The sequence below is a fragment of the Streptomyces sp. SAI-170 genome, from assembly GCF_049739565.1.
GTDB lineage: Bacteria > Actinomycetota > Actinomycetes > Streptomycetales > Streptomycetaceae > Streptomyces.
Genome location: NZ_JBMGQD010000001.1, coordinates 6,257,875 through 6,275,039, shown reverse-complemented (window position 1 = coordinate 6,275,039; position 17,165 = coordinate 6,257,875). Strand labels below are relative to the sequence as shown.

The window sequence follows — 17,165 nt, the reverse complement described above, 5'->3', positions numbered from 1 at the left end:
CGACACACGGCGGGCACGGCCGCACCTCGTCACACGGCGGGAACGACCGCACCTCGTCCCGCGCAGGGCGCGCGCATCGAGTTCATCGTGGCGGCGCGGACCGCGTCTCTGGAGGGGCGCCGGCTGCTCGTCCTCCGAAAGGGCGCGCACCGGCCCCTCAAGGAGTCCATGCCTCACCCACGGAGCCACGCGCAGCGCGGCCCTTCAGGTGGCGCCCGCCGGTGTCCCCTCCGTCGACCGTCTCCACCTCGCCGCCCCCACCTCCTCCCGCCGCGAGGGCGCGCGCACCCCACGCTCGCGCCCTTCCCGAGCGCCCGGTTCCGCCCGCACTGGGCCGGGCCCGGACCCTAGGAGTCCCACTCATGGCATCCACACAGGCCCCGACATCGCCACCGTCCGTTCGGGCAGCACGCCGGCCCGTCTCGGCAAAGCCCGGGCCGGCCGCGCAGCGCCTCACACGGGCGCGGCGTACCGCTCCTGCTCTCTTCCTCGCCCCGTTCCTGCTGCTGTTCTTCGCCACGCTCCTGGCGCCGATCGGCTACGCGGTCTGGATGAGCCTGTTCCGTGAGCAGGCCACCTCCGGTCTGGGCTTCGGTGGCACGGAGACTTTGTTCGTCGGCGGCGACAACTATCTCCGTGCGCTGGACGACCCCGGTTTCCGGCGCGGCTTCGCGCACATCGCGCTGTACTGCGTGATCTACATCCCGGTGATGGTGGGCGGGGCGCTGGCGCTGGCCCTGTTGCTGGACTCGGCGCTCGCGCGGGCGAAACGGTTCTTCCAGCTGGCGTACTTCCTGCCGCACGCGGTGCCCGGTCTGATCGCGGCGATGGTGTGGGGGTTCCTCTACACACCGGGACTCAGTCCCGTGATCGATTTTCTGTCCGTGTTCGGATCGGACTGGGATCTGCTCGGACCTGATGCTGTGATCTTCTCGATGGCCAATGCCGCAACCTGGCAGTGGCTCGGCTACAACATGGTGATCTTCTACGCGGCGCTGCAGGCCGTGCCGCGCGAGACGCTGGAGGCCGCCGTCATGGACGGCGCGGGTGCCCTGCGCACGGCGTGGTCGGTGAAGCTGCCGATGATCCATTCCTCGGTGGTGCTGACCGTGTTGTTCACCGCAGTCGGTTCGATCCAGTTGTTCAACGAACCCGAAGTGCTGCGTACGCGCGCGTCCTCGATCTCCCCTGAGTGGAGCCCGGTGATGTTCATCTACCAGGCCGCGTTCACCGAGCACGACTACGGCCTCGCCGCGGCGGCCTCGCTCCTGCTGGCCGTGCTCGGCGCCGCGCTGTCGTTCGTCATCACCCGTCTGGGCAACCGCTGGAAGGAGGCGTGAGCATGGCCGTCGACACCGCCCCCAGGGCGACCCGTACGACCGCGCGCGCGGCAGAACAGGCGGGGCACGCACGCCGTCGCCGTACGTCCGGCTGGTCCTCGCGGGTCGCCGTCAACACGCTGCTCGCCGTGGTCGCCGTCTACACGCTGATGCCGCTGAGCTGGCTGCTGGTGAACGCCGCGAAGGACAACGGCGATCTGTTCGGCCGGCCCGGGTTCCGGCTCGGCGAGTTCAACCTGTTCACGAACATCGCCGATCTCTTCGCGTACCAGGACGGCATCTTCGGCCGCTGGCTCGCCAACAGCCTGCTGTACTCCGGCGTCGGCGCGCTCGCCTCCACGCTGGTCTCTCTGCTGGCGGGCTACGCCTTCGCCACGTACGACTTCGCGGGCAAGGAGAAGCTGTACGGTCTGGTCCTGCTGGGCATCCTCGTGCCGCACACCGTCATCTCGCTGCCGATGTATCTGCTGGCCTCCGAGGCGGGGGTGGTGAACACCTACTGGGCGGTGCTGATCCCCGGCCTGGTCAACCCGTTCGGGGTGTATCTCGCGCGGGTGTTCTGCGAGGCGTACGTACCCGGAGAGACGCTGGAGGCTGCGCGTATGGACGGGGCCGGTGAATTGCGCGTTTTCCGATCAGTCGCGCTTCCGATGCTCTCTCCCGCGTTCGTCACCATCTTTTTGTTCACCTTCACGGGCAGCTGGAACAATTTCTTCCTGCCGCTCGTCATGCTCAATGACTCGTCCCTGTACCCCGTCGGCCTCGGCCTGTTCGGCTGGAACGCGATCCTGCCGCAGGAACCGCAGTTGTACGCGCTCGTCATCACGGGCTCGCTGCTGAGCGTCGTGCCGCTCGCCGTCGCCTTCCTCTCGCTGCAGCGCCACTGGCGCTCCGGCCTGACCGCGGGAGCCGTCAAGTGACCTCTCCGTCCGTCCGCCGTCCGCGCACCGTCCTCGCCATGGACGCCTCCGTCCGCGAGGCTTTGTTCGACGCCGCCGCGCTCGAACGCCTCGCCGCTGTCGCCGACATCGACACCGCCCTTGTCGTACAGGACTTCACCGACCCAGCGGCGGCCGGGGCGCTGGCCGATGCCGAGGCGCTGCTGACGGGCTGGGGCTGTCCGCCGCTGACGGCCGAGGCGCTCGCGCGTATGCCGAGGCTGCGGACGGTCGTGCACGCGGCCGGCTCGGTCAAGCACCACATCACGGCAGCCTGCTGGGAGCGGGGGCTGACGGTCGCCTCGGCTGCCGGGGCGAACGCGCTGCCGGTGGCCGAGTACACGGTGGCCGCGATCCTCTTCTCCGGCAAGCGGGTGCTGCACTCCGCGCGCGTGTACCGCGAGAAGCGCTCATGGGTGAGCCCGATCGATGTGATCGGGTCGGGCGGCAACCACCAGCGGACCGTGGGTGTCGTGGGGGCTTCGCGGATCGGCCGCCGGGTCATCGAGCTGCTCCGGCCGTACGACCTGCACGTACTCCTCCACGACCCGTACGTCGATGACGAGCAGGCGGCGGAGATGGGCGTGCGGGCCGTGTCCCTGGACGCTCTCGCGCGTTCCAGCGACATCGTGACCATTCACGCGCCCGAACTCCCCGAGACCCGGCACCTGTTCGATCGCGCACGGCTCGCTCTGCTGCCGGACGGGGCCACGCTGATCAACACCTCGCGCGGCTCTCTCGTCGACACGGCCGCCCTGACCGAGGAGTTGCTCACCGGCCGTCTGAACGCGGTCCTCGACGTCACCGACCCGGAGGTGCTCCCCGCCTCCTCCCCGCTCTACGACCTGCCGAACGTGCTGCTCACACCGCATGTCGCCGGCTCCCTCGGCAACGAGCTGGGGCGGATGGCTCACGCCGCTCTGGACGAACTGGAGCGCTACGCGCGCGGGGTGCCGTACGCGGACCCGGTTCGGGCGGAGGACCTGACGCGTTCGGCGTGAGCGCGACAGCAGGGACCTGCGGGCCCACCGACGGGGACACGCCCGGCTAGGGCTCGGGCTGGGCACCGTACACCGGCATCGGCGTTTGCGCCGTCGCCAGCAGTTCGCGGGCCCGTTCCCCCGCCTCTGCCGGTGTCCACCGTGCCGCCTTGTCGGCGGTGGGGCCGGGCCGCCAGCCCTCCATGACCGTGATCCGCCCGCCCTCGGTCTCGAACACCCGCCCGCTCACGCCGTCGCTGGCGGCCGAGCCGAGCCAGACGACCAGCGGGGAGACGTTCTCGGGGGCCATGGCGTCGAAGCCGGAGGAAGGTGCCGTCATGGTCGCGGCGAACGTACGTTCCGTCATACGGGTCCGCGCGGCGGGCGCGATGGCGTTGACCTGGATGCCGTACCGGCCCAGTTCGGCCGCCGCGACCAGGGTGAGGGCGATGATGCCGGCCTTCGCGGCGCTGTAGTTGCCCTGCCCGACCGACCCGGCCAGCCCGGCGCCGCTCGAGGTGTTGACGATCCGGGCGACGGGTGTACGCCCGGCCTTCGCCTCCGCCCGCCAGTGCGCAGCCGCGTGCTTCAGTGGCAGGAAGTGGCCCTTGAGATGGACGCGCAGGACGGCGTCCCAGTCGCTCTCGTCCAGGTTGACGAGCATCCGGTCGCGCAGGAAGCCCGCGTTGTTGACGAGGGTGTCCAGGCGGCCGTACGCCTCCAGGGCGGTGCGGACGAGGGAGGCGGCGCCCTCGCTCGTGGCGATGTCCCCGGTGTGCGCGACGGCCTCGCCGCCGGCGGCCCGGATCTCGGCAGCGACCTGCTCGGCCGGGCTGCGGACAGCCGAGGCGCCGTCCGCCGCTCGGCCCGCGGTGCCGTCCGGCGTGCCGTCGAGGCGGACACCGAGGTCGTTGACGACCACCCGCGCACCCTCGGAGGCGAAGGCGAGGGCGTGGGACCGGCCTAGCCCGCGGCCGGCGCCGGTGATCGCGACGACCCGGTCCGCGCAGATTCCGCTCATGTCTCATCTCCTTTGTGGGCGGTCGCCGCGTCCAGGAACGCCGGCCGCTCGCCGCCGCCGTGCACGTGCAACGAGGCGCCGGTGATGTACGCGGCGGCCGGGGAGGCGAGGAACACGGCCGCCGCGCCGACGTCGGCGGGTTCGGCGAGGCGGCCGAGGGGGACGGTGCGGGCGACGGCGGCGACGCCCGCCTCGTCGCCGTAGTGCAGGTGGGACTGCTCGGTGCGGACCATGCCGACGACGAGGGTGTTGACGCGGATGTACGGGGCCCACTCCACGGCCATCGAGCGGGCGAGGTTGTCCAGGCCGGCCTTGGCAGCGCCGTAGGCGGCCGAGCCGGGTGAGGGGCGAGTTCCGCTGACGCTGCCGATCATCACGATCGAGCCGTGGGCCCGCCGCAGGTGCTCGTACGCCGCGAGGGAGGCCGTCAGCGGTGCGACGAGGTTCAGCTCGACGACCCGGGCGTGCCGCTCGGGCGTCGCGTCGGTCAGAAGCCGGTAGGGGGTTCCGCCGGCGTTGTTGACGAGGACGTCGAGGCGGGGCAGCGCCGCGAAGAAGGCGTGCACGGCGGGCGGATCGCGCAGGTCGAGCGGCATGAACTCGGCCCCGGCAAGCGGCACTTCGGGGGCCCTGCGGGCGCACACCACCACCTCGGCCCCGGCCTCGGCGAACGCTCTCGCGATCCCGGCCCCGACACCCCTGGTCCCGCCGGTGACGACGACGGTCCGGCCGCGCAGCGAGTTATCCACAGGCTCTCCCGCTTGTCGGTGGCGACTGCTAGCTTCGAAGCGTCACACCTAACAAATGTTTGGTGGAAAGGCGTCGAGTGCGAAGGTAGCTGATGAGCCCATGGGTGTCTCCACCTCATCCCCGGAAAAAGGGATTTCGGTCGTCACGGTCGACCGTCCGCCGGTGAACGCGCTGACGGTGGCCGACTGGTTCGCCCTGGCCGACGCGGTGCGCGCGGCGGGCCGGGACCCCGAGGTCCGGTGCGTGGTGCTCGCGGCCGAGGGCCGGGGGTTCAACGCGGGCGTGGACATCAAGGAGATACAGGCCGAGGGCGACAGGGCGCTGATCGGCGCCAACTCCGGCTGCGCCGAGGCCTTCGCCGCGGTCTACGAGTGCGAGGTCCCGGTCGTGGCAGCGGTGCAGGGGTTCTGCCTGGGCGGAGGCATCGGTCTGGTGGGCAACGCGGACGCGATCGTGGCGAGCGAGGACGCCGTGTTCGGGCTGCCGGAGCTGGACCGCGGCGCGCTCGGCGCGGCCACGCATCTGGCCCGGCTGGTCCCGCGGCATCTGATGCGGACGCTCTATTACACCTCGCGCACGGTCGGCGCGGCCGAGCTGCACGCGCACGGCTCGGTGTGGCAGGTGGTGCCGCGCGGCGAACTGCGGACCGGCGCGCTCGGTCTCGCGCGGGAGATCGCCGCGAAGGACGGACTGCTGCTGCGGCTGGCCAAGGCGGCGATCAACGGCATCGACCCGGTGGACGTACGCCGCAGCTACCGGTTCGAGCAGGGCTTCACCTTCGAGGCGGCCCTGAGCGGAGTGGCCGACCGGGTGCGCGAGGGCTTCGGGGCGGAGAAGGACTCCTCTGGGGCGGAGAAGGCGGCCTTAGGGGCGGAGGGGGGTACCTCCGGCACGGAGAAGGCGGACTTCGGGTCGGAGAAGGGCACCCCTGGGGCACACAAGTCGGCCTCCGTTACGGAAAACACGACCTCCGGCGCGGAGAAGGGCACCTCCGGCACGGAGAACGCGACATCCGGCGCGGAGAAGGGCACCTCCGGCACGGAGCACACGGCCCCCGGCCCGGAGAAGGGCACCTCCGGCACGGAGCACACGGCCCCCGGCCCGGAGAAGGGCACCTCCGGCACGGAGCACAGCAGCGTCGGCGTGGAGAAAGAGGGGGCATAAGAGTGCGCGACAAGACGATGACGGCCGACGAGGTCGTCTCCCGACTGGCCGACGGCATGACCCTCGGCATCGGCGGCTGGGGCTCACGCCGCAAACCGATGGCACTGGTGAGAGCGCTGCTCCGGTCCGAGATCACCGATCTCACTATCGTCTCCTACGGCGGCCCGGACGTCGGCATGCTGGCAGCCGCGGGACGCGTCCGCAGACTGGTCGCCCCCTTCGTCACCCTGGACTCGATCCCGCTCGAACCGCACTACCGGGCGGCCCGCGAGCGCGGCGCCCTGGAGCTGACGGAGGTCGACGAGGCGATGTTCCTGTGGGGCCTTCGCGCGGCGGCGAACCGGCTGCCGTTCCTGCCGGTGCGCGCCGGGCTCGGCTCGGACGTGATGCGGGTCAACCCCGGCCTGCGCACGGTGACCTCGCCGTACGAGGACGGGGAGACGTTCGTCGCCATGCCCGCCCTGCGGCTGGACGCGGCCCTGGTGCACGTCAACCGGGCCGACCGCAGGGGCAACGGCCAGTACCTCGGTCCGGACCCGTACTTCGACGACCTGTTCTGCGAGGCGGCGGACGCGGCGTACGTGTCGTGCGAGCGGGTCGTGGACACGGCGGAGCTGACGAAGGAGGCCGCGCCGCAGACGCTGCTGATCAGACGGCACACGGTCACCGGTGTGGTCGAGGCCCCGAACGGCGCGCACTTCACCTCCTGCGCCCCGGACTACGGCCGGGACGAGGCCGCCCAGCGGGAGTACGCCGGCACGCCCTGGCCGGAGTTCGCGGAGCGCTTCCTCGCCGGGGACGAGGAGCGGGCCTCATGACCGCAACCCGCGCCGAGTACTGCGTGGTCGCCTGCGCCGAGGTCTGGCGCGATGCCGGGGAGGTCCTCGCGAGCCCGATGGGGCTGATTCCCTCGCTCGGTGCGCGGCTGGCCCGCCACACGTTCGCGCCCGACCTGCTGCTGACGGACGGCGAGGCGCTGCTCGTCGACGCCGACGGCACGGTGGAGGGCTGGCTGCCCTACCGCGCCCACCTCACGCTGGTGACCGGTGGCCGGCGACACGTGATGATGGGCGCGAGCCAGCTCGACCGCCACGGCAACCAGAACATCTCCTGCATCGGCGACTGGGCGAAACCCGCGCGCCAGCTCCTAGGAGTGCGCGGCGCACCGGTGAACACGCTGAACAACACGACGAGTTACTGGGTGCCCCGGCATACGCGGCGGGTGTTCGTGGAGCGCGTGGACATGGTGTGCGGAGTGGGCTACGACCGGGCGGCGGGGATACCGGACACCGCCCGCTACCACCGGCTCGGGCGGGTCGTCACCGACCTCGGTGTCCTCGACTTCGCCACGCCCGACCGCTCGATGCGGCTGGCCTCGCTGCATCCCGGCGTGACGGTGGAGGAGGTGGAGGAGGCGACGGGCTTCGCGCTCGCGGTCGCGGACGGGTTGCCGCCGACCCGGGAGCCGACCGCCGCCGAACTGCGCCTGATCCGCGAGGTGCTGGACCCGGCGAACACCCGGGCGAGGGAGGTCGACCGGTGATGGAGATCGCGCTGACCACCGAATTGACCCGGTTGGTCGGGGTGCGCCACCCCCTCGTGCAGACCGGCATGGGCTGGGTGGCGGGCCCGCGCCTGGTCTCGGCGACGGCGAACGCGGGCGCACTGGGCATCCTGGCCTCCGCAACCATGACCGTCGACGGGCTTCGCGAGGCGATACGCGAGGTGAAGTCCCGTACGGACGCGCCCTTCGGGGTCAACCTCCGCGCGGACGCGGCCGACGCGGGTGACCGGGTCCGGCTGATCCTCGACGAGGGCGTGCGGGTGGCGTCCTTCGCCCTCGCGCCCTCGCCCGAGCTGATCGCCGCGCTGAAGGAGGCCGGGGTGGTGGTGATCCCGACCGTCGGGGCGCGGCGGCATGCCGAGAAGGTCGCGGCCTGGGGTGCGGACGCGGTGATCGTGCAGGGCGCCGAGGGCGGCGGGCACACCGGTGAGGTGGCGACGACGGTGCTGCTGCCGCAGGTGATTGACGCGGTGGACGTGCCGGTCGTGGCGGCGGGCGGCTTCTTCGACGGGCGGGGTCTGGCGGCGGCGCTGGCGTACGGGGCGGCGGGCGTGGCGATGGGCACGCGGTTCCTGCTGACCTCGGACTCGCCGGTGCCGGAGGCGGTGAAGGCGCGCTATCTGGCGGCGTCGGTGCGGGACGTGACCGTCACCCGGGCGGTCGACGGTCTCCCGCACCGCATGCTCCGCTCGGACCTCGTCGCCGCCCTGGAGCGCGCCGGCCGGGCGAGCGCGCTGGTCCGCGCCGTCCGCCACGCGGGCGCCTTCCGCCGGCTGTCCGGGCTGACCTGGCACCGGATGGTCCAGGACGGGCGGGCGCTCAGACACGGCAGGGACCTGACCTGGAGCCAGGTGCTGCTCGCCGCGAACACGCCGATGCTGCTCAAGGCGTCGATGGTGGACGGGCGCACCGACACCGGCGTGATGGCAGCGGGGCAGGTGGCGGGGGTGATCGAGGACCTGCCGTCGTGCAAGGAGCTGGTGGAGAGGGTGATGACCGAGGCGGTGGAGATCATCGAGGGGCTGCCGGGAAGGGAGAGCGAGGCACGGGACCGAGCTACGGGCGAGTGACCCCGTCAGCCGCCGGTGCCGCCGGGGGTGAACTGCCGGGTTCCCTACGTCGAGCCGAACCGAGCCGAGCTCACCCGCGTCGGCGAGCAGTCGGGCCGCCTTGGCCCGCAGCGCGGCCAGGACACCCAGCTTCTCCCAGCCAACGACCGCGCACCACCTACTCTCGGCGACCATCCCCACCACTCACCAACCTGTTCTCCGCCACCACCCCACCACTCAGCAACCCGAAGCCACCCCCTGCCCCCTCACCCCTCGCCCTTCAGGCACCCCTGCCCGAAGCCACCCCCGGCCCCTCAAAGCCGCTCCACGATCGTCACGTTCGCCTGGCCCCCGCCCTCGCACATCGTCTGGAGCCCGTAGCGCCCCCCGACCCGCTCCAGTTCGTGCAACAGCGTGACCATCAGCTTGGCGCCGGTCGCGCCGAGGGGGTGGCCGAGGGCGATGGCGCCGCCGTTGACGTTGACCTTGTCGGGGTCGGCGCCGGTCTCCTTGAGCCAGGCGAGGACGACGGGTGCGAAGGCCTCGTTGATCTCGACGAGGTCGATGTCGTCGAGGGTGAGGCCGGTCTTCTTCAGGGCGTGGGCGGTGGCGGGTATGGGGGCGGTGAGCATGCGGACGGGGTCGTCGCCGCGCACGGAGAGGTGGTGCACACGGGCACGCGGCCGCAGCCCGTGTCGCCGTACGGCCCGGTCGGAGGCGAGGAGCAGGGCGGCCGCGCCGTCGGAGACCTGGGAGGAGCAGGCGGCCGTGACGGTGCCGCCGTCGAGGACGGGTTTCAGCGCGGCCATCTTCTCCAAGGAGGTGTCGCGGCGCGGGCCCTCGTCGGTGTCGACGGAGCCGTACGGCACGAGCTCGCGGTCGAAGCGGCCCTCGTCGAGGGCGTGCACGGCCCGCTGGTGGGAGCGCAGGGCGAACTCCTCCTGCGCGCGCCGGCTGATGTTCCACTGGGCGGCGATCATCTCGGCGCCGACGAACTGGTTGACGGGCCGGTCGCCGTAGCGGGCGCGCCAGCCCTCACTGCCCGCGAAGGGGCCCTGGGTCAGGCCGAGCGGCTCGGCGGCCTGCCGGGTGGCGAAGGCGATGGGGATCATGGACATGTTCTGCACGCCGCCGGCCACGACCAGGTCCTGCGTGCCGGACAGCACGGCCTGGGCCGCGAAGTGGAGGGCCTGCTGGGAGGAGCCGCACTGCCGGTCCACGGTCACGCCGGGCACCTCCTCGGGCAGCCCGGCCGCCAGCCAGCTGGTGCGGGCGATGTCCCCGGCCTGGGGCCCGACCGCGTCCAGACAGCCGAGGACGACGTCCTCGACGGCAGCCGGGTCGATGCCCGAGCGCTCCATCAGCGCGCGTAGCGCATGGGCCCCGAGGTCGGCGGGATGGACCCCGCTGAGCCCTCCCCCGCGCCGTCCGACGGGCGTGCGGACCGCTTCGACGATGTAGGCCTCGGCCATGGCGACTCACGACTCCCTCACAGGAAAGGGCACCTCAACGGCTACTCACGTACGGCGATCCCGTCCAGCACCATCGACAGGTACTGCCGGGCGATCTCCTCCGGGCTGTGCTGTCCGCCGGGCCGGTACCAGGACGCGGCGACCCATACGGTGTCGCGCACGAAGCGGTAGGTGAGGCGGACGTCGAGGTCGGCCCGGAAGACCCGGGCGGCGACACCGCGTTCGAGCGTGGCGAGCCACGCCTTCTCGAACCGGCGCTGGGACTCGGCGAGGAACGTGAACCGTTCCTGCGCGACCAGTTGCTTGCTCTCCTTCTGGTAGATCGCGACGGCGGCGCGGTGCCGGTCGATCTCCCGGAAGGACTCGGTGACCAGGGCTTCGAGGGTCTCGCGCGGGCCCAGCTCGGCGCCCAGGACGGTGTCGTAGCCGTCCCACAGCTCGTCGAGGAAGGTGCGCAGGATCTCCTCCAGCATCGATTCCTTGGAGTCGAAGTGGTAGTAGAGGCTGCCCGCGAGCATGCCCGCGTGGTCCGCGATCTTCCGTACGGTGGTGGCGTTGTAGCCCTGCTCGGCGAAGACCTCGGCGGCGGTGTCGAGGAGTTCGCGGCGGCGGGCCTGAGCGGCGCCTGCCGCGGGCTTTGCGGCGGCTGCGCTCACCTGGGACTTCTTCTTGGTCGGCACGCTGTCCATTGTCCTAGGGGTGCTGGCTGCTCACGGAGACGACCTCGCCCGTCAGGTACGAGGAGTAGCCCGAGGCCAGGAACACGATCACGTTGGCCACCTCCCACGGCTCGGCGTACCGCCCGTAGGCCTCCCGCGCGGTCAGGTCCGTCAGCAGTTCGGGGGTCGTCACCTTGGCGAGGTGCGGGTGCAGGGCGAGGCTCGGCGCCACGGCGTTGACGCGGACGCCGTACGCGGCGGCCTCGACGGCGGCGCACCGGGTCAGCGCCATGACGCCCGCCTTCGCCGCCGCGTAGTGCGCCTGGCCGGCCTGGGCGCGCCAGCCGAGGACGGAGGCGACGTTGACGATCACGCCCGAGCCGGTCTCGCGCATCGCGCGCAGGGCGGCGCGGGTGCAGCGGAAGGTGCCGTTCAGGGTCACGTCCAGCACCTTGGTCCACTGGTCGTCGGTCATGTCGACCAGGGGCGAAGTCCCGCCGAGCCCGGCGTTGTTGACGACGACGTCGAGCCGGCCGTGCTCCCGCAGGGCCGTCTCGAACAGCGCCCGCACCTCGGCCTCGTCGGTGACGTCGCAGGGCAGTGCGGCCACGGCGTCCGGGCCGAACTCCCCGGCCAGCTCGGCCGCGTGCTCCTTCAGCCGCCGTACATGGGCGTCGCTGATCAGCACGCGCGCGCCCTCCTCCAGGAGGCGGCGGGCGGTGGCTCCGCCGATGCCCGCGCCCGCGGCCGCCGTGACGACGGCGGTGCGGCCCTCCAGCAGCCCGTGCCCGGGGACGTACGCCGGACTCTCGACGTCTGTCATAGGGCCACGGTAACCTACCAAACACTTGTTAGGGAAGAAGAATGAGGGGGGAGTGGCATCGATGGATCTCGCCTTCACCGCGGAGGAGACGGCGTTCCGCGCCGAGGCCCGCGCCTGGCTGCAGGCGCATGTGCCGCCGGAGCCGCTGCCCTCCCTGGAGACCGAGGAGGGCTTCGCGGCGCACCGCTCGTGGGAGGCCGAACTGGCCGCGGACCGTTGGTCGGTGGTGCACTGGCCGACCGAGTACGGCGGCCGGGACGACGGCAGAGGCGGCGGGGGCGGCGGCCGGGACGACGGCGGGGGCGGCGGCCGGGACTCCGGCCTGATCCGCTGGCTGCTGTTCGAGGAGGAGTACTGGGCGGCAGGTGCGCCCGGCCGCGTCGGGCAGAACGGCATCAGCCTCCTCGCCCCCACCCTCTTCGACCACGGCACGCCCGGCCAACGCGCGCGCGTACTGCCGCCCATGGCCACGGGTGAGGTGGTGTGGGCGCAGGCGTGGTCGGAGCCCGAGGCCGGCTCCGATCTGGCGTCCCTGCGGTCGAAAGCCGTCAGGACGACCGGCGGCTGGCTGCTCAGCGGTGTCAAGACCTGGTCCTCGCGCGCGGCCTTCGCCGACCGCGCGTTCGGCCTGTTCCGCAGCGACCCCGGCGCACCGAAACGCCACCAGGGCCTGACGTACCTGATGTTCGACCTGCGCGCTCCCGGTGTCACCGTCCGCCCGATCGCCCGTCTCGACGGCAAGCCCGCCTTCGCCGAGCTGTTCCTGGACGAGGTGTTCGTCCCTGACGAGGACGTCATCGGCGCGCCCGGCGACGGCTGGCGCATCGCGATGTCCACCGCGGGCACCGAGCGCGGCCTGATGCTCCGCTCCCCCGGCCGCTACCTCGCGAGTGCCGAGCGGCTCCACCGCCTCTGGCGGGCGCGGGGCAGCCCGGAGAGCACCAAGAGGCGCGTGGCGGATGCCCTGATCGGCGCCCGCGCCTATCAGCTCTTCACCTACGCGGCCGCCTCCCGCTCCCTCGACGGCCACCCGCCGGGACCGGAGTCCAGCCTCAACAAGGTCTTCTGGTCGGAGTACGACATCGCGCTGCACGAGACGGCCCTCGATCTGCTCGGCGAGGAGGGCGAGTCGGCGGACACCGCCTGGGCCGAGGGCTATGTCTTCGCCCTGGCCGGTCCCATCTACGCCGGCACGAACGAGATCCAGCGCGACATCGTCGCCGAACGCCTGCTCGGCCTGCCGAAGGGACGCCGCTGATGCCGAAGTTCCTCCTCGACACCGAGCAGCGGGCCTTCGCCGACTCCCTCGGCGCGCTGCTGAAGACCGCGGACACGCCGTCGGTCGTACGGGACTGGAGCCGGGGCGAGCCGACGAGCGGGCGCGCGCTGTGGCGCCGTATCGCCGAGGCAGGCGTGTGCGCGCTGGCCGTACCGGAGGCGTACGGCGGACTGGGCCGACGCCCCGTCGAACTCGCGGTCGCCTTCGTGGAGCTGGGCCGGTACGCCGTACCGGGCCCGCTGGTGGAGACGGTCACGGCGGCGGCCCTGCTCTCCGACGCGGCGACGGAAAGCCGACCCGAGGGCCGGCCCCCGCAACCGCACGCCCTCCTCCCCGCCCTCCTCGACGGCACGTCCCTGGCCACCCTCGCCCCCGAGAACTCCCTAGCCCTGGACGGCGACACGGCGGACATACGTCTGACCCTCACCCCCGACGGCCTGCGCCTCTCCCCCGGCCACGGCCCGGTACGCCCGTCCCTGGACCCCGCCCGCCGCCGCACCCCGCTCTCACCGGGCGGCGAACTGCTCGCCACGAGACCGAACGCGGCCCTCGCGCGCCTCACCACGGCCGCCCAGGCCCTCGGCGTGGGCGAAGCCCTACTGGACAGGACGGTGGCGTACGTACGCGAACGCACCCAGTTCGGCGTCCCCATAGGCTCCTTCCAGGCCCTCAAGCACCGGCTCGCCGACGCCGGACTGGCCCTGGAGTTCGCCCGCCCCCTCCTCTTCGGGGCCGCGCTGACGATGAGCGACGCCGACATAGCCGCGGCGAAGGTGAACGCGTGCGAGGCGGCGTACACCACCGCGCGTACGGCACTCCAGTGCCACGGCGCGATCGGCTACACCGCGGAGTACGACCTGTCACTGTGGCTGGCCAAGGCCCGCGCGCTGCGCACCGCCTGGGGCGACCCGGACACCTGCCGGGCCGAACTGCTGGTCGCCCGCGAATCCGGCGCTACGACATGACCCGGCCGTACGACATGACCCGGCCCTACGGCATGAACCCCGGCACTACGACATGACCAGCCGCGCAAGCGACTCCCGCGTCCCCTCCAGGGAAGCGATCCGCTGCTCGATGCCGGCCAACTGCTCCAGCAGCATCGGCGTGAGACACGGCTCGACCTCCGCGTCGCTGCCGCACACGCAGTCGAGCACCTCGCGGATCACCTTGGTGGGCAGCCCGGCGTCCAGCAGGGTGCGGATGCGGCGGACGGTGACCGGGGCGTCGGCGCCGTACAGCCGCTGTCCGCCCGGTGTGCGGTCGGCGTCGAGCAGGCCCTGCTCCTCGTAGTAGCGCAGCAGCCGGACGCTCACGCCGGTCTCGCTCGACAGCTCCCCGATCCTCATGTGACCCCCCTCACATGCCCTTGAAGCTCACACTGATGTGAGCTCCTAGGGTCGCAGCCATGACGAACTCGACGATATTCCAGCTCGGCGGCGACCTCGACGTACGCCGGATCGGCTACGGCGCGATGCGGCTCGCGAACGCCCCGCACGAGCGGTCCGGCATGACCGCGCCCATCTGGACCGCCCCCACCGACCGCGCCGAGTCGGTCGCCCTGCTGCGCCGGGCGGTCGAGCTGGGGGTGAACTTCTTCGACACCTCCGACGCCTACGCCCTCGGCGCCAACGAGGAGTTGCTGGCCGAGGCGCTCGCCCCGCACCGCGACGACGTCGTCATCGCCACCAAGGCGGGTGTGCTGCGGCCGAGTCCGGCCGAGTGGATCCCGCACGGACACCCGGCCTATCTGCGTCAGCAGGCCGAGCTGAGCCTGCGCCGGCTGGGCACCGACCGTATCGATCTGTTCCACCTGCACCGCATCGACCCGGAGTACCCGCTCGCCGACCAGATCGGCGCGCTGAAGCAGCTCCGGGACGAGGGCAAGATCCGGCACATCGGCCTGTCGGAGGTGACGGTCGACGAGATCGACGAGGCGGCGCGGATCGCCCCGATCGCTAGCGTGCAGAACATGTACAACCTGACCGAACGCGGCCACGACCGGGTGATCGACCACACCGCATCACGCGGTATCGCCTTCGTGCCGTACTTCCCGGTCAGCGGCGGCGAGCACGCGCCGCTGACGGAGGTCGCCGCGGAACTGGGCGCGACCACCGCCCAGGCGGCCCTCGCCTGGCTGCTGCACCGCGCCCCGAACGTGATCCCCATCCCGGGCACCTCCTCCCCCACCCATCTGGCGGAGAACGTGGCCGCGCTGGAACTGGAGCTCACCGAGGAGCAGTTCAAGCACCTGGCGGGATGATGCCCTGCGCCCGGGCGGCCGTCAGCCACTTCGGGAACTCGCCGACGACACGGTCGTACAACTCCGCGTCGGACACCGTCCTCGGGTCCGACCCGGCGTGGAAGAACCCGGCGTTGTCGACGGCCCGCTTGTCCGGTACGGACAGCTCGTCGAGCTTGCGCAGATACTCGAACTGCCGGCTGCTGGGGTCGCCGAAGCCGATGAACTGCCAGAACAGCGGCAGCCGGGCCGCCTTGCACAGATAGCGCTCGGCGGCGAGCTTGTTGATCGGGCCGCCGTCGGTCTGGAACACCACGAGGGCGGGTGCGCGCGAGCCGCTGTCGAGGTAGTGGTCGATGACGGCGTCCATGGCCAGGTGATAGCTGGTCTTGCCCATGTGGCCGAGCCCGGCCACGATCCGGTCGATACGGCCGTGATGGTCGGCGAGCGCGATGTCGGTGACGGCGTCCACGTCGGTGGAGAAGAACACCACCGGCACCCGGCCGTCGTCGTCGAAGTGGGCGGCGAGCCCCAGCACCCTGTCGGCGAGCGCCTGCACGCTGCCGTCCTGGTAGTACGGCTTCATGGAGCCGGAGTAGTCGACGACGAGGTAGACGGCGGCCCGCTGCCCGTCCAGGCCGTGCCGGGCCACCGACGCCCCGGCGGTCTTGTACAGGCTGACCAGCGCAGGAGCGGTCTCCTCCACCTTGCTGAGACTGATCGCCGCCATACCCGGACTCCCCTCACCCATGAACCGGAGCTCCCTCGCTCCACGAACCGGAGCTCCACAAGGCCGAGCTCCCCTCGCCCCAAGAGCCAGAGGCTACGCCACAGCGGCGCCCTCGCGGCCCCCACCTCGCGCTCTCCCCAAGGCCGTTCGCTATTTTGTTCGCCGCCGCCCCCACCGGCTCACCGATGTCCCCTTCCCCTCGAGGAGCCGGCGTGGACGCCGAATCCGCCGTGACCACCTGCTACCGCCACCCCCGGGTGGAGTCCTACGTCAGCTGCACCCGCTGCGAGCGGTTCATCTGCCCGGACTGCATGCGCGAGGCCGCCGTCGGCCACCAGTGCCCCGAGTGTGTGAAGGAGGGCGCCCGGTCGGTGCGCCGGGCCAGGACGGTGTTCGGCGGCACCGTCACGGCGGCGCCCGTGGTGACGTACGCGCTGATCGCGCTGAACGTCCTCGTCTATCTGGCCGAGTTGGCGCGCCCGGAGCTGGTGGACCGGTTCGCGATGCTCGGCTCCGGGCTGATCGGGCCGGACGGCCTGCACTACCTCCCCGAGAGCGGCGACGTGCCCGCCGGCTTCCAGGCCGAGGGTGTGGCCGCCGGGCAGTGGGAGCGGCTGATCACCAGCGGGTTCCTGCACCTGATGCCGACGGAGGGCACCTTCGGCATCGCCCATGTCGTGCTGAACATGCTCGCCCTGTGGCGCCTCGGCCAGATGGTGGAGCCGCAACTCGGCCGGGGCCGGTTCCTCGCCCTCTACCTGCTGTCGACGCTGGGCGGCTCGGTGCTGGAGCTGCTGCTGGCCGACCCCGGTCAGCTGTCGCTCGGCGCGTCCGGCGGGCTCTTCGGCCTCACCGTCGCGGCGTACGTCATGGCCCGCCGACTGGGCTCGGACCTGACCGAGGTGCACCGCATGATGGTGCTCCTGCTGCTGTGGCTGGTCGTCTCGGCCCAGCTCACCTCCTGGCAGGGCCACCTCGGCGGCCTCCTCGCGGGCGGCGCGGTCGCCGCGGCCTTCGCCTACGCCCCGCGCGGACCACGGCGTACGGCGATCCAGGCGGCGGCGTGTGCGGTCATACTGGTGGCGCTTCTCGTGGCCGCGTGGGCGAGAGTGACGGAACTGACGGGAGGGGCGGCCTGAAACGGGCCGTACGGTGAG

At 72.0% G+C, this 17,165-nt stretch carries 17 protein-coding genes and 1 pseudogene; 11 read left to right on the top strand and 7 right to left on the bottom strand.

Annotated elements, in window-relative coordinates; translation table 11 throughout:
- The first annotated feature begins 362 nt into the window (after positions 1-362).
- The 3 genes from RKD23_RS28215 to RKD23_RS28205 are packed head-to-tail and all read left to right on the top strand — an operon-like array spanning position 363 to position 3,279.
- Complete coding sequence (locus RKD23_RS28215) at positions 363-1,340, top strand: carbohydrate ABC transporter permease (RefSeq protein WP_424856240.1); 978 nt, start codon at positions 363-365, stop codon at positions 1,338-1,340.
- 2 nt (positions 1,341-1,342) lie between these two features.
- Positions 1,343-2,260, top strand: coding sequence for a carbohydrate ABC transporter permease (locus RKD23_RS28210; RefSeq protein WP_424856239.1), 918 nt, complete (start codon positions 1,343-1,345; stop codon positions 2,258-2,260).
- A gap of 38 nt (positions 2,261-2,298) precedes the next feature.
- Positions 2,299-3,279: a hydroxyacid dehydrogenase gene (locus RKD23_RS28205; protein ID WP_424858350.1), complete on the top strand. Its 981-nt coding sequence runs from the start codon at positions 2,299-2,301 to the stop codon at positions 3,277-3,279.
- Positions 3,280-3,325: 46 nt separating this feature from the next.
- Here the strand turns inward: RKD23_RS28205 and RKD23_RS28200 are convergent, their stop codons facing one another.
- Together RKD23_RS28200 and RKD23_RS28195 are read right to left on the bottom strand one after the other, a co-directional pair.
- Entirely contained in the window at positions 3,326-4,279 is a 954-nt protein-coding gene (locus tag RKD23_RS28200) for an SDR family oxidoreductase (RefSeq protein WP_424856238.1), read from the bottom strand.
- On the bottom strand, positions 4,276-5,028 hold the full coding sequence (locus tag RKD23_RS28195; RefSeq protein ID WP_424856237.1) for an SDR family oxidoreductase: 753 nt from the start codon (positions 5,026-5,028) through the stop codon (positions 4,276-4,278). Before RKD23_RS28195 ends, RKD23_RS28200 begins: the two co-directional genes overlap by 4 nt.
- A gap of 100 nt (positions 5,029-5,128) precedes the next feature.
- Between RKD23_RS28195 and RKD23_RS28190 the strand changes: the two are divergent.
- From RKD23_RS28190 to RKD23_RS28175, 4 genes and pseudogenes are all read left to right on the top strand, one after another.
- Positions 5,129-5,869 (top strand): annotated as a pseudogene (locus tag RKD23_RS28190) (enoyl-CoA hydratase family protein); the annotation flags it as partial.
- A 326-nt stretch (positions 5,870-6,195) separates the two neighbouring features.
- Positions 6,196-7,011: a CoA transferase subunit A gene (locus RKD23_RS28185; RefSeq protein WP_424856236.1), complete on the top strand. Its 816-nt coding sequence runs from the start codon at positions 6,196-6,198 to the stop codon at positions 7,009-7,011.
- On the top strand, positions 7,008-7,736 hold the full coding sequence (locus RKD23_RS28180; protein WP_424856235.1) for a CoA-transferase subunit beta: 729 nt from the start codon (positions 7,008-7,010) through the stop codon (positions 7,734-7,736). Before RKD23_RS28185 ends, RKD23_RS28180 begins: the two co-directional genes overlap by 4 nt.
- 11 nt (positions 7,737-7,747) lie before the next feature.
- Positions 7,748-8,827: an NAD(P)H-dependent flavin oxidoreductase gene (locus RKD23_RS28175; protein WP_424858348.1), complete on the top strand. Its 1,080-nt coding sequence runs from the start codon at positions 7,748-7,750 to the stop codon at positions 8,825-8,827.
- Positions 8,828-9,120: 293 nt separating this feature from the next.
- Here the strand turns inward: RKD23_RS28175 and RKD23_RS28170 are convergent, their stop codons facing one another.
- From RKD23_RS28170 to RKD23_RS28160, 3 genes are read right to left on the bottom strand one after another with little or no spacing between them, the layout of a single operon-like run.
- Positions 9,121-10,278: an acetyl-CoA C-acetyltransferase gene (locus tag RKD23_RS28170; RefSeq protein WP_424856234.1), complete on the bottom strand. Its 1,158-nt coding sequence runs from the start codon at positions 10,276-10,278 to the stop codon at positions 9,121-9,123.
- A 41-nt stretch (positions 10,279-10,319) separates the two neighbouring features.
- Positions 10,320-10,967, bottom strand: a complete 648-nt coding sequence (locus RKD23_RS28165; protein ID WP_424856233.1) for a TetR/AcrR family transcriptional regulator — start codon at positions 10,965-10,967, stop codon at positions 10,320-10,322.
- A 4-nt stretch (positions 10,968-10,971) separates the two neighbouring features.
- Positions 10,972-11,760 (bottom strand): SDR family oxidoreductase, encoded by a 789-nt coding sequence (locus RKD23_RS28160; protein ID WP_424856232.1) that lies wholly within the window; start codon positions 11,758-11,760, stop codon positions 10,972-10,974.
- A 61-nt stretch (positions 11,761-11,821) separates the two neighbouring features.
- Here RKD23_RS28160 and RKD23_RS28155 point away from each other — a divergent pair, with 61 nt between their 5' ends.
- Positions 11,822-13,018, top strand: a complete 1,197-nt coding sequence (locus RKD23_RS28155; RefSeq protein ID WP_424856231.1) for an acyl-CoA dehydrogenase family protein — start codon at positions 11,822-11,824, stop codon at positions 13,016-13,018.
- Positions 13,018-14,004 (top strand): acyl-CoA dehydrogenase family protein, encoded by a 987-nt coding sequence (locus tag RKD23_RS28150; protein ID WP_424856230.1) that lies wholly within the window; start codon positions 13,018-13,020, stop codon positions 14,002-14,004. The genes RKD23_RS28155 and RKD23_RS28150 overlap by 1 nt, the downstream gene beginning before the upstream one ends.
- A gap of 45 nt (positions 14,005-14,049) precedes the next feature.
- Here RKD23_RS28150 and RKD23_RS28145 read toward each other — a convergent pair whose 3' ends face one another.
- The gene (locus RKD23_RS28145; RefSeq protein ID WP_424856229.1) at positions 14,050-14,385 is read right to left on the bottom strand and encodes a MerR family transcriptional regulator; all 336 of its coding nucleotides are present in this window, start codon (positions 14,383-14,385) and stop codon (positions 14,050-14,052) included.
- Positions 14,386-14,444: 59 nt separating this feature from the next.
- Between RKD23_RS28145 and RKD23_RS28140 the strand changes: the two genes are divergently transcribed.
- Positions 14,445-15,299, top strand: coding sequence for an aldo/keto reductase (locus RKD23_RS28140; protein WP_424856228.1), 855 nt, complete (start codon positions 14,445-14,447; stop codon positions 15,297-15,299).
- Here the strand turns inward: RKD23_RS28140 and RKD23_RS28135 are convergent.
- Positions 15,280-16,008 (bottom strand): vWA domain-containing protein, encoded by a 729-nt coding sequence (locus RKD23_RS28135; RefSeq protein ID WP_424856227.1) that lies wholly within the window; start codon positions 16,006-16,008, stop codon positions 15,280-15,282. The two genes, RKD23_RS28140 and RKD23_RS28135, sit on opposite strands and share 20 nt — an antisense overlap.
- Positions 16,009-16,220: 212 nt before the next feature.
- On the opposite strand from RKD23_RS28135, the gene RKD23_RS28130 reads away from it, so the two are divergent.
- Positions 16,221-17,147, top strand: coding sequence for a rhomboid family intramembrane serine protease (locus RKD23_RS28130; protein ID WP_424856226.1), 927 nt, complete (start codon positions 16,221-16,223; stop codon positions 17,145-17,147).
- The last annotated feature ends 18 nt before the right edge of the window (positions 17,148-17,165 follow it).